General features: G+C 69.6%; 10 protein-coding genes. 9 read left to right on the top strand and 1 reads right to left on the bottom strand.

The features are described from left to right. Positions 1-62: 62 nt before the first annotated feature. The gene (locus tag FHT26_RS17475; protein WP_168561372.1) at positions 63-1,040 is read right to left on the bottom strand and encodes a Bug family tripartite tricarboxylate transporter substrate binding protein; all 978 of its coding nucleotides are present in this window, start codon (positions 1,038-1,040) and stop codon (positions 63-65) included. Positions 1,041-1,101: 61 nt separating this feature from the next. Here FHT26_RS17475 and FHT26_RS17470 point away from each other — a divergent pair, with 61 nt between their 5' ends. The 9 genes from FHT26_RS17470 (at position 1,102) to FHT26_RS17430 (ending at position 11,555) form a co-directional block, all read left to right on the top strand. Continuing rightward, positions 1,102-1,563 carry an HIT family protein gene (locus FHT26_RS17470; protein WP_168561371.1) on the top strand — a complete coding sequence of 154 codons (462 nt, stop codon included), beginning with the start codon at positions 1,102-1,104 and terminating at the stop codon, positions 1,561-1,563. Positions 1,564-1,586: 23 nt separating this feature from the next. Continuing rightward, positions 1,587-2,003 (top strand): gamma-butyrobetaine hydroxylase family protein, encoded by a 417-nt coding sequence (locus tag FHT26_RS17465; protein ID WP_168561370.1) that lies wholly within the window; start codon positions 1,587-1,589, stop codon positions 2,001-2,003. A gap of 23 nt (positions 2,004-2,026) precedes the next feature. Next, complete coding sequence (gene ubiE, locus FHT26_RS17460; protein ID WP_056812651.1) at positions 2,027-2,758, top strand: bifunctional demethylmenaquinone methyltransferase/2-methoxy-6-polyprenyl-1,4-benzoquinol methylase UbiE; 732 nt, start codon at positions 2,027-2,029, stop codon at positions 2,756-2,758. A gap of 166 nt (positions 2,759-2,924) precedes the next feature. Beyond that, positions 2,925-4,340, top strand: a complete 1,416-nt coding sequence (locus FHT26_RS17455) for a TIGR03013 family XrtA/PEP-CTERM system glycosyltransferase (RefSeq protein ID WP_168561369.1) — start codon at positions 2,925-2,927, stop codon at positions 4,338-4,340. A 35-nt stretch (positions 4,341-4,375) separates the two neighbouring features. After that, entirely contained in the window at positions 4,376-4,993 is a 618-nt protein-coding gene (locus FHT26_RS17450; RefSeq protein ID WP_168561368.1) for an XrtA/PEP-CTERM system exopolysaccharide export protein, read from the top strand. Positions 4,994-5,068: 75 nt separating this feature from the next. Continuing rightward, positions 5,069-6,625 carry an XrtA system polysaccharide chain length determinant gene (locus FHT26_RS17445; protein ID WP_168561367.1) on the top strand — a complete coding sequence of 519 codons (1,557 nt, stop codon included), beginning with the start codon at positions 5,069-5,071 and terminating at the stop codon, positions 6,623-6,625. 166 nt (positions 6,626-6,791) lie between these two features. Further along, entirely contained in the window at positions 6,792-7,778 is a 987-nt protein-coding gene (locus FHT26_RS17440) for an XrtA-associated tyrosine autokinase (protein ID WP_168561366.1), read from the top strand. A gap of 5 nt (positions 7,779-7,783) precedes the next feature. Beyond that, entirely contained in the window at positions 7,784-9,400 is a 1,617-nt protein-coding gene (locus FHT26_RS17435; RefSeq protein ID WP_168561365.1) for a TIGR03016 family PEP-CTERM system-associated outer membrane protein, read from the top strand. A 7-nt stretch (positions 9,401-9,407) separates the two neighbouring features. Beyond that, a complete protein-coding gene (locus FHT26_RS17430) occupies positions 9,408-11,555 on the top strand; it encodes an XrtA/PEP-CTERM system-associated ATPase (RefSeq protein WP_168561364.1) in 2,148 nt (715 codons plus the stop codon). Positions 11,556-11,569 lie beyond the last annotated feature (14 nt).

The following is an 11,569-nucleotide window of genomic DNA, read 5'->3' as shown; positions in this document are numbered from 1 at the left end:
CGAACCGCCCGCGTGATTTGCCGGCTTCGACAGGCTCAGCCCGAACGGTGGTTGCCGGCGTTTCAGTCAGCGCTGAGCTTGCGCTCCTTGATCAGCGCATGCCAGAACGTCGTCTCCTGCTGGACGAAGCGTGCCAGCGCCGGCCCGTCGGTCGGCGCGACCTCCAGGCCGAACTCCTCCAGCCGCGCCTTCACCTCCGGCGTCGCGATCGCCTTGTGCATCTCCTGCGTCAGCCGCGCGACGATCTCGGCCGGCGTGCCGTGCGGCACGAACAGGCCCTGCCACGCGGTCACCTCGAAATCCTTGATGCCCAGCTCGTCGAGCGTCGGCACATCGGGCAGCGAGGCGATGCGCTTCTTCGACATCACCGCCAGCGCCTTCACCTTGCCGCCCCTGATCTGCGGCAGCCCGGCTGCGGTGTCCAGCACCATCATCGGCACCTGGCCGGAGATCACGTCCTGCACCGCGAGCGCCGTGCCGCGGTACGGCACGTGCACGACGAAGCTGCCGGTGCGGTCCTTCAGCAGCTCCATCGCCAGGTGGTGCGGGCTGCCGATGCCGGGCGACGCGTAGCTGTACTTGCCGGGGTTCTTCTTGATCGTGTCGAGCAGCTGCTGCGCGCTCGCGAAGCCGGCGTTCGGGTTCACCGCCAGGATCAGCGGGAAGCGCGCCATGAAGCCGACCGGCGACAGGTCCTTCGGCTCGTACGGCACCTTCTTGTACATCGCCGAATTGAAGACCATCGCGCCGTTGTCGCCGGTGACGATGGTGTAGCCGTCCGGCGGCGACTTGGCCGCGTTGTCGGTGCCGATCATGCCGGCGGCACCGGGGCGGTTGTCGATGATGATCGTCTGGCCGAGCTGCTTGCCCAGCTGCGGCGCGAGCTGCCGCGCGAGGAAATCCGAGCCGCCGCCGGCCGGATAGGCCACGACCCAGCGGATCGGCTTCGAGGGCCAGACGTCGGCACGGGCCGGGCCGGCCGCGGTCAGCGCCCCGGCGAGGGCGATGTTGAAGTGGCGGCGTGTCAGCGCAGAAGTCATCACGGCATGTCTCGTTCTCTAGAGGAAGCCTGGATGTTATCGGCCCGCCGATAATGCGCCGATGCTCACCGACTTCCTGCGACCCGACCAACCCGCCGCCGGCTGCGAGCTGTGCCGCAACAGCGGCGGCGCGCTGGTCTGGCAGGACGATGCCTGGCGCGTGATCCGCATCGCCGATGCCGCCTTCCCCGGCTTCTACCGCGTCGTCTCGCGCCAGCACGTGGCCGAGTTCTCCGACCTCGACGCCGCCGCCCGCGCCCATGCGATGACGCTGGTCGCCACCGTCGAACGCGTGCTGCGCGACGCGCTCGCGCCGACCAAGGTCAACCTTGCGGCGCTGGGCAACTTGGTACCGCACCTGCACTGGCACGTCATCGCGCGCTTCGACTGGGACAGCCACTTCCCGCAACCCATCTGGGGCACCCGCCAGCGCGAGGTGCAGCCGCCCGCCGCCGAGCGCCTGGCCGCCGAGCTCGCCGGCCTCGACGAACGCGTGGCCGCCGCGCTGTCGGCCGGCGCCTGAACCCTCCTACACTCGGATTCCCCATGGCCGGCCTCACTGCCCAGACCCCGCAACCCACCGCGATCACGGTGCACGAGCAATCGCGCGTGCTCGAGGTGGCCTTTGCCGACGGCCGCAGCTTCCGCATCCCGTTCGAGCTGATGCGGGTCTACTCGCCGTCGGCCGAGGTCAAGGGCCACGGCCCGGGCCAGGAGACGCTGCAGACCGGCAAGCGCGACGTGACGCTCACGGCGCTCGAACCGGTCGGCAACTACGCGGTGCAGCCGACCTTCTCTGATGGCCACCAGACCGGCATCTTCTCGTGGGACTACCTCTACTTCCTCGGCTCGCAGGAGGCCGAGCTGTGGCAGCAGTACGAGGCGCGGCTGCAGGCCGCCGGTGCCACGCGCGACACGCCGATGCCCGACAAGACCGCGTCGGCCTGCGGCCACCACCATTGACTGCGACGGACGGACTGACCCCCATGAGCAACACCCATTTCGGCTTCGAGACCGTCGACGAGACCCGCAAGGCCGAGCGCGTGCGCGGCGTGTTCGACTCGGTCGCGTCCAAGTACGACCTGATGAACGACGTGCTGTCGATGGGCATGCACCGGGCCTGGAAGGCCTACACGGTGGCCGTCGCGAACCTGCGCGAAGGCGATGCGGTGCTCGACATCGCCGGCGGCACCGGCGACCTGGCCGGCGCGTTCGCGAAGAAGGTCGGCGAGCGCGGCACGGTGGTGCACACCGACATCAACGAGGCGATGCTGCGCCACGGCCGCGACCGCATGCTCGACCAGGGCCTGGTGCTGCCGACCGCGATCTGCGATGCCGAGCAGCTGCCGTTTGTGAGCGATCGCTTCGATCTCGTCAGCGTCGCGTTCGGGCTGCGCAACATGACCCACAAGGACCGCGCGCTGGCCGAGATGTGCCGCGTGCTGCGCCCGGGCGGCCGGCTGCTGGTGCTGGAGTTCTCGAAGGTGGCCAAGCCGCTGGAGAAGTTCTACGACTGGTATTCGTTCAAGGCGCTGCCGCAGATCGGCAAGCTGGTGGCCGGCGATGCCGACAGCTACCGCTACCTCGCCGAATCGATCCGCATGCATCCCGACCAGCAGACGCTGAAGGCGATGATGAAGACCGCCGGTTTCGGCCACGTCGACGTGCACAACCTCAGCGCCGGCATCGTCGCGTTGCACGTCGGCATCAAATGTTGAGCTGACGCTCGCTGCCGCCCCCCTGTTCACGGGGGTGGGCCCCCGTTTAGAGGATTGGGGGCCGGTCCACCTGTACTGACAATCCGCGCCATCTGCTTGCGTCCCGCGCAGCACGCCGAAGAGATCGGCGGCACCCCCCGGGAGGCAGTTCTGAAGGATGAGCGTCATGTTGAAGGTGTTTCAGTTGCATGTCTCGGTGGCCACCCTGTTCGGGATGATCGCCGACGGACTGCTGTGCTTCTTCGCCATCGTGCTGGCCGCCTCGTCGGTCCACATCCTGCCCGGCGTGCAGGACGCGCCGGCCGGCCTGACGGTCCCCCACCTGTTCCTGTTCGCCAGCGGCTTCGCGATGGTGATGTCGCTGCTGTACGCCTTCGCCGGCTTGTACCGCCCGACCCCGATCGGCTTCGCCGCGATGCTGCGCCGCACGCTGGCCGCGCTGGTCGTCGGCGCCTACGTGACCTACCTGGTGCTCGACAGCATGGCCAACGGCGGCTATGCGGTGCAGATCATGACCTCGGCCGTGCTGTACCTGCTGGTCGGCCTGGTGCTGGTGCGCGGCGCGATGTACCTGATGAGCCGCATGGCCACCATCCCGAAGGTGCTGATCGTCGGCAATGGCGCCGAAGCGCAGAGCGTCGCCAGCGACCTGATGACGATGAAGCGCCTGCGCCGCAACGTCGCCGGCTTCTTCCCGACCGAATCCGACGCCGCCTCCGGTCTGCAGGTCGCGAGCCTGCGCGGCCACCGCGTGTTCTCGCGCGAGCTGTCGATCGAGGACATCGTGCGCGACCACCAGATCGACGAGGTGATCGTCGCGGTGCGCGAACAACGCGGCGGCGGCGTCCCGATGGACCAGCTGCTCGCCTGCCGCATCCGCGGCGTGCCCATCGTCGACCTCGCCGGCTTCTACGAGCGCGCCAAGTCCGAGGTGCCGATCGACAGCCTGAAGGCCAGCTGGCTGGTCTACGGCCAGGGCTTCGTGCAGGGCCGCCTGCGCATGGCGCTGAAGCGCATGTTCGACATCGCGAGCTCGTCGTTCCTGCTGCTGATCGCGTCGCCGGTGATGCTGCTGGCGGTGCTGGCGATCCGCCTCGAAGGGCGCGGCCCGATCATCTACAAGCAGGAGCGCGTCGGCCTCGGCGGCAAGTCGTTCATGTGCATGAAGTTCCGCAGCATGCGCACCGATGCCGAGAAGGACGGCGTCGCGGTCTGGGCCACCAAGAACGATTCGCGCGTGACGCGCGTCGGCGCCTTCATGCGCAAGACCCGCATCGACGAACTGCCGCAGCTGCTGTCGGTGCTGCGCGGCGAGATGAGCATGGTCGGCCCGCGCCCGGAGCGCCCGAGCTTCGTCAAGCAGCTGAAGGAACAGATCCCGTTCTACGACGTGCGCCACAGCATCAAGCCGGGCGTGACCGGCTGGGCCCAGGTGCGCTACAGCTACGGCGCGTCGGTCGACGACGCGCGCCGCAAGCACCAGTTCGACCTGTACTACGTGAAGAACAACTCGCTGGTGCTGGACCTGCTGGTGCTGATCGAGACCGTCAGCGTGGTCCTCTTCCGCGAAGGTGCTCACTGAGCCCCGCAGCGCCGAAACAACAAGGGAATCCGAGAATGAACCTCAAGAAACTGTCGGGATGGGCCGCTGCCGCCGCAATCGGCCTGGTGCTCGCGGGCTGCGGCAGCCTGAGCGGCCTGCCGCCGGCGCCGAAGGTGGCCGAGACGCCGGACCACCGCTACCTGATCGGTGCGCTGGACAGCATCAACATCGTCGTGTGGCGCAATGCCGATCTGTCGTCCACCGTCACCGTGCGGCCCGACGGGCGCATCTCGACCCCGCTGGTCGAGGACGTGCTCGCGGCCGGCCGCAGCCCGGCCGACCTGGCGCGCGACATCGAGGCCAAGCTCGGCAAGTACATCCGCGACCCAGTCGTGACCGTCGTCGTCAACAACTTCCAGGGCTCGTTCTCGGAGCAGATCCGCATCATCGGCGAGGCGACCCGCCCGCAGTCGGTGCCGTACCGCCAGAACATGACACTGCTCGACGTGATGATCCAGGCCGGCGGCCTGACCGAGTTCGCCGACGGCAATGCCGCCGTGCTGGTGCGTGGCACCGAGCAGGGCAAGCAGTACAGCGTGCGGCTGAAGGACCTGATCAAGCGCGGCGACATCTCGGCCAACGTCGACGTCAAGCCCGGCGACGTGATCATCGTGCCGCAGAGCTGGTTCTGATCGATCCGGTTCCGACCGGGGCCATTCCGCCGACGCCCGGCCCCGCAGGTCGCCGGCCCCTCCAGAAGCTTCAAGATGAATGAGTTGACCCGTCAGATCTCGATCGTGCTGCGCACGATCTGGCAGCGCCGCTGGCTGGCGGTGGCCGTCGCCTGGGCCACCGCCGTCGTTCTGGCGCTGCTGGTGTGGGTGATCCCCAACCGCTACGAAGCCACCGCGAAGCTGTTCGTCGACACCCAGTCGGTGCTGAAGCCGCTGATGGCCGGCCTCGCGTTCCAGCCCGATCTCGACCAGCAGGTGCGCATGCTCGCGAAGACGCTGCTGTCGCGCCCGAACATCGAGCGCCTGATGAGCGACCCGGGCGTCGGCCTGGGCACGCTGACCGACCTGAAGCGCGAACAGGCGATCGACCGCCTGAGCGCGCGCATCAAGATCGAGCACAGCGGCGGCAACCTGTACCTGATCAGCTACCGCGACGGCGACCCGAACCGCGCGAAGGCGGTGGTCGACGGGCTGGTCAACCTGTTCATCGATTCCGGCAACGACTCGAAGCAGCGCGACTCGCAGGACGCGAGCCGCTTCATCGACGAGCAGATCAAGGCCTACGAGGTCAAGCTGGTCGAGGCAGAGAACCGCGTGAAGGACTTCAAGCTGCGCAACTTCGGCGTCTCCGGCGTGTCGGGCCAGGACTACTTCGCCCGCATGTCGGCGCTGACCGACGAAGTCGGCAAGCTGCGCATGACGTTGGCCGCCGCCGAGCAGTCGCGCGATGCCTTGAAGCGAGAGCTGTCGAACGAAGAGCCGAACGTGGCTGTCGATGCCCCGACGCCGGCGGTGCCGATGGCGATGCAGACCGAGATCGATTCGCGCCTGGATGCGCAACGCCGCTCGCTCGACGACCTGCTGCGCCGCTACACCGATGCGCACCCCGACGTGGTCGCGGCGCGCCGGATGATCGGCCAGCTGGAGGCGCAGAAGCGCCAGCAGGAGGCCGAGCGCGCGAAGGCGGCGGCCAAGAACGGCGGCCGCGTCGCGTCGTCGAACCCGGTGTACCAGCGCCTGCGCATTGCGCTGGCCGAGGCCGAAGCCAATGTCGCGTCGCTGCGCAGCCAGCTCGGCGGCCAGCAGGAGCGCCTCGACCAGGTCAAGGCCACCGCGAGCCGCGTGCCGCAGGCCGAGGCCGAACTGGCACAGCTGAACCGCGACTACGACATCATGCGCAAGCAGTACGACATGCTGGTGTCGCGCCGCGAGGCGGCGTCGCTCGGCCTGAAGATCGACCAGTCGAAGAGCATGGCCGAGTACCGCCTCGTCGAGCCGCCGCGCGTGCCGGCCAAGGCCGCGTTCCCGGACCGCACCGTGCTCGCGGTGGTCGCGATGATCCTCGCGCTGGCCGCCGGCGGCGCGGCCGCGTTCGGCATGGGCAAGCTCTACCCGACCTTCGACACGCAGGAGGCGCTGCAGGCCTTCGCGAAGCGCCCGGTGCTGGGTACCGTGTCGCGCCATCTGTCGCTGGCCGCCGAGCGCGCGCAGCGCTTCGACCTCATCCGCCTGTCCGGCGCGATGGTGGTGTTCATGGCCCTGAACGTGACCTGGATCGTCCTGCTCGCCGGCGGCATCCAGCCCCACTAGACATGGACCACCCCCGAAACGCCTTCGGCGTCTCCCCCTCCAGGGGGCGCCGCCAGCGGCCCGGCGAAGGCGGTTCCGCGGCGTCCGCTGGATGGCCACGGCGGCTTGCGCCGCGTGGGTCAGCCGGGTCGAACTGGTCGATTGAAACCCGGATCACTGCCTCATCATGAGCATCATCGAACAAGCCACCCGTCGCCTCGAGGAACTGCGCCGCGCCGGCATCGACGTGCCGAGCTGGGCGCCGAACGCCACCGAGCCCGGCTTCGGTCCTGTCACTGGCGCCGGCACCGCGACGCTGCCGGCCGGCCTCGCGCCGCAGGCACCGGCTGCACGCACCCCGGTCGCCGAACCCATCGAGCTCGCGCCGCGCACCGTCGCCCGGCCGACGCGCGCCGACCGCGCGCCGACCAACGCCCGCTCGCGCGAGGTGCAGATCGACCTGCGCCGCCTCGCGGCCGAAGGTTACCTGACGCCGGACGATCCGCGCATGGGCCTCGCCGAGGAGCTGCGCGCCGTCAAGCGGCCGATCATCGAGCATGCGCAGGCGGCCCGCGAGGCCGGCAAGGCCGGCGGCAACCTGATCTTCGTGACCAGCGCGCTGCCGGGCGAGGGCAAGACCTACAACGCGATCAACCTCGCGATGAGCATCGCGATGGAGGTCGACCATTCGGTGCTGCTGGTCGATGCCGACGTGGTGCGGCCGTCGGTGATGTCGCGCCTGGGCGTCGAGGCCGAACTCGGCATGCTGGACGTGCTGACCAAGCCGTCGCTCGACCTGTCCGAGGTGCTGATGCGCACCAACATCCCGAAGCTGTCGCTGCTGCCGGCCGGCCGTCCGACCGACCAGTCGACCGAGCTGCTGGCCAGCGTCGCGATGGAACGGCTGCTGGCCGACCTGGCCGATCGCTACTCGGACCGCATCGTGATCTTCGACGGCCCGCCGCTGCTGGCCACCAGCGAATCGCGCGTGCTGGCCGCCCGCATGGGCCAGGTGCTGATGGTGGTGCAGGCGCAGAAGACCGCGCAGAGTTCGGTCGCGCGCGCGTTCGCCGATGTCGAGGCCTGCGAGACCGTGTGGTGCGTGCTGAACAAGGCCACCAGCCAGCGTGCGTCGGCCGGCTACGAACGCTACCCTCAATACCGCCGGACTTGAACGACGTGCGCGCCAGCCGACGGATCCTCCGCCCCACCGGCCCCACCGGCCCCGCCCGTGCCCTGCTGGCAGCGCCGCTGCTGGGCTGCGCGTTCGGCGCGTGGGGGCAGTACGCCGGCGCACCGGTGGTGGCACCCGGCACGCCGGGCACGGCCGCCACCGCCGCACCGGCCGGCACCGGCGCGTTCGGCAGCATCTCGGCGCCGTCGGCCGCCGCCGCGGCGTCGGCCCCGGCCGGCCCGCCGCCGGCCACGCGCGTGCAGTTCGCGATCGATTCGCGGCTGGTCCACACCGACAACGCGACGCCCGACCTCGGCGTCAAGCAGAGCGACACGGTGCTCGAGGTGCAGCCGTCGGTGGTGTTCGAGCGTCGCGGTCCGCGCATCACGCTGAGCGGCAATGCGGCCGTCAGCGGGCTGAGCTACCTGAACGACAGCCAGCCGGCGCGGCTGCTGCCGCGCGCCCGCGTCGACCTCGCGTCGAAGCTGGTCGAGGACTGGGCCTACTTCGACGCCTGGTACCGCATCGACCCGACCTTCGACGACCCGTACGCGACGCGCCCGGAAGCCGCCACCTCGTACAAGCTGGAGCCGCGCCGCCGCTACGAGCTGAGCCCGTACCTGATGCACCGCTTCAACGAGCTCGATTCGATGCTGGCGCGCGTCGACTACACGCATGCGCGGATCACCGACTTCCTGACCAAGCAGACCCGAACCACCAAGGGCCTGGACAAGATCGTTTCGTACGAGCGCGCGCCGCGCAGCTTCGGGCTGCAGATCGAAATCAAGGCGCACGACGAGAGCGACGACTTCACGCAGGGCCAGACGCTCAGCACGCGCGAGGCGCGGCTGTGGCTGAACTGGCAACCGCAGCCGCAGCTGGTGCTGGGCATCGTCGGCGGGCGCGAGAAGACCTCGCTGCTGGCGGACACGCCGACCGACACGCTGTACGGCGGCCGCGTGACCTGGCGGCCCGACGAGCGCAGCAACCTGCGCGTGACGGTCGAGCACCGCTACTTCGGCAACGGCTGGGACGCCGTCTACGCCCACAACTCGGCGACCACGACGATCGGCCTGCAGGCCAGCCGCACGGTGTCGAGCCAGGGCATCCCGGACAACAGCGTGCTGCCGCCCGGCAGCGCGTCGCCGGTGCCGGTGGGCGGCGGCATCAACCCGGCCGCACTGTATTCGGTGGTGGCGCAGCTGCGCGAGAGCGCCGGCTTCCAGGCCGCGTTGCAAGGCCGGCGCAACCGCATCTACCTGCAGGTCGGCTACCTGAAGCAGCAGGCGCTGCAGATGGCCGGCCAGACCAACATCCCCGACCCGTCGTACGACACCGAGCAGAAATCGGCGTCGCTCGGCTGGGACTACAAGCTCGGGCCGCTGACCACGCTGACGGTGATCGGCGACGGCTCGCGCATCGAAGGGCTGGGCGGCACCAACCTCGGCCGCTACACGACGCAGTATTCGCTGCGCGTCGAGGGCTCGCGCACGCTGTCGCCGCACACCACGGCCACCGTCGGCGCGCGCCGTCTCACCGTCAAATCCAACAGCACGACGCTGACCTCGGTCGATCTCGACGGCGAGACGGCCATCTACGCCGGGCTGCGCTACAAGTTTTAAACCTCCCATGTACGAGTCCCATTTCGGCCTCAGCGGCCCACCCTTCCAGCTGAACCCGGACCCGGCGTTCTATTTCGACAGCCGCGGCCACAGCAATGCGCTGGCCTACCTGAAGTTCGGCGTGCACCAGGGCGAGGGCTTCATCATCGTCACCGGCGAGATCGGCGCGGGCAAGACCACGCTGGTGCGCACGCTGCTCGAAGGGCTGGACGCCGACAACGTCGTGGCGGCGCAGGTGGTCAGCACCCAGCTCGAATCGGGCGACCTGCTGCGCGCCATCCTGACCGCCTACGGCGTGCCGACCGCCGGGGCGTCGAAGGCGCACCTGATCGCGAGCCTCGAAGGCTTCCTGACCGCGCTGGCCGCGAAGGGCCGGCGCGCGCTGCTGATCGTCGACGAGGCACAGAACCTGAAGCACGAGGCGGTCGAAGAGCTGCGCATGCTGTCGAACTTCCAGCTCGGCAACCATGCGCTGCTGCAGAGCTTCCTGATCGGCCAGCCCGAGCTGCGCACGCTGCTGCAATCGAAGTCGATGGAGCAGCTTCGCCAGCGCGTGATCGCGTCGTGCCACCTCGGCCCGCTCGACCAGACCGAGACGCGCGCCTACATCGAGCACCGGCTGCACCGCGTCGGCTGGAAGGATTCGCCGTCGTTCAGCGACGACGCGTTCGATGCGATCCACCGCTGGACCGGCGGCGTGCCGCGCCGCATCAACCGGCTGTGCAACCGGCTGTTCCTCGCGGCCTTCCTGTCGGGCAAGGACGCGATCGCGGCCGAGACGGTCGACCAGACCGCCGGCGAGCTGCGCAGCGAGATCGGCGAACTGGCCGACGTGCCGATGCTGATGTCGAGCGTGGCCCATCCCGGCCGGCCCGACGTGACGATCCCGCCGAACCCGTCGATGCCGGTGCTGGACGCCGCGGTCGATTTCGGCGCGGCCGGCAGCGGCATCGGCAGCAACGCGAGCCTCGGCGTGGTGCAGCGCTCGCGCAGCGGCAGCAAGCTGCAGCGCCCGCTGCTGTGCGTGGTCGACACCCGCACCGATTTCCTGAAGATCGGCGCGCTGTCGCGCGTGCTCGAAGAGTACGGCGACCTGCCGCCGGTGATGGCGGTGCAGCCGGGCACCGAAGAGGGCCTGGCGATCGGTGCGGCCGGCGCCGCGGTGCTGCCGCTGCCGAAGATGGAGATCCACCTCGGCATCGGCTCGATCGGCGTCGCGCACGGTTCGGCCGCGGCGCTGACGCGCTTCGACGAGGTGCTGGCCGAGTTCATGCCGAGCGCGGTGCTGGCGGTCGGCAAATCGGATGCGGTGCTGATGTGCACGCTGCTCGCCAACAAGCGCGGCGTGCCGGTGCTTCGGCTCGACGCCGGCCAGCGCAGCACCGGCGGCGGCAGCAGCGCCGAGATGAACGGCGTGCTGATCGACCGCGTGGCCGACGCGCTCTACACCAACAAGCTGCTGACCTACTACACGCTGTACCGCGAAGGCATCCCGTCGGACCGGGTGCATTGCGTCGGCAGCCTCGCGGCCAACCTGCTGCACTTCGGGCTGCCGCATGCGGTGCCGCCGCTCGAATCGTTCGCCCGCGCCAAGCTGTCGCCGGTGGTGCTGAACGACCCGCGCGGCTTCGGGCTGGTGAGCCTCGCGCTGCAGCCCAAGGCCATGGACGAGCTGCTGCCGATGCTCGCGACGCTGGGCCGCGAGCTGCCGCTGGTGTGGCCGCTGCGCGAGGATGCGCTGGTCGCGTTGAAATCCACCGGGCAGGAGGCGCGGCTGGCCGATTCCGGCGTCATCGTGATGCCGGCGCAGGGCTACCTCGAAGAGATCGGGCTGCTGCAGCAGGCGCGCTGCCTGATCGCCGGCAGCGAAGGCGAGCTGGTCGAGGAAGCGGTGACGCTCGGCGTGCGCAGCATCACGCTCGGCAACGACCGCAGCGGCATGCCGGTGGCCGATCCGTCGAGCATCGTCGTCGGCCGCAACGTCGAGCAGGCGCTGAAGGCCGTGCGCGAGATCCTGCTGACCGAATCCACGCGGGTCGACGTGCCCGAGTACTGGGATGGCGGCACCGCCAGCCGCATCGCCAAGCACCTGCGCAGCTGGTTGCCGGCGTCGATGCGCGTGTCGACCGCGCGCGCTGCCGAATCCGTCCGCTGAATGTCCGTGCCGAG

Origin of the sequence: Rhizobacter sp. SG703 (assembly GCF_012275445.1) — a bacterium.
GTDB lineage: Bacteria > Pseudomonadota > Gammaproteobacteria > Burkholderiales > Burkholderiaceae_C > Rhizobacter.
Note: the sequence above shows the minus strand (reverse complement) of the source record. Positions and strands in the feature narration are given on the sequence as shown.

Excerpts from the sequence above, each read along its gene's own strand:
- FHT26_RS17475 (WP_168561372.1), bottom strand. The coding sequence starts at position 1,040 with ATGACTTCTGCGCTGACACGCCGCCACTTCAACATCGCCCTCGCCGGG.
- FHT26_RS17470 (WP_168561371.1), top strand. The coding sequence starts at position 1,102 with ATGCTCACCGACTTCCTGCGACCCGACCAACCCGCCGCCGGCTGCGAG.
- FHT26_RS17465 (WP_168561370.1), top strand. The coding sequence starts at position 1,587 with ATGGCCGGCCTCACTGCCCAGACCCCGCAACCCACCGCGATCACGGTG.
- ubiE (WP_056812651.1), top strand. The coding sequence starts at position 2,027 with ATGAGCAACACCCATTTCGGCTTCGAGACCGTCGACGAGACCCGCAAG.
- FHT26_RS17455 (WP_168561369.1), top strand. The coding sequence starts at position 2,925 with ATGTTGAAGGTGTTTCAGTTGCATGTCTCGGTGGCCACCCTGTTCGGG.
- FHT26_RS17450 (WP_168561368.1), top strand. The coding sequence starts at position 4,376 with ATGAACCTCAAGAAACTGTCGGGATGGGCCGCTGCCGCCGCAATCGGC.
- FHT26_RS17445 (WP_168561367.1), top strand. The coding sequence starts at position 5,069 with ATGAATGAGTTGACCCGTCAGATCTCGATCGTGCTGCGCACGATCTGG.
- FHT26_RS17440 (WP_168561366.1), top strand. The coding sequence starts at position 6,792 with ATGAGCATCATCGAACAAGCCACCCGTCGCCTCGAGGAACTGCGCCGC.
- FHT26_RS17430 (WP_168561364.1), top strand. The coding sequence starts at position 9,408 with ATGTACGAGTCCCATTTCGGCCTCAGCGGCCCACCCTTCCAGCTGAAC.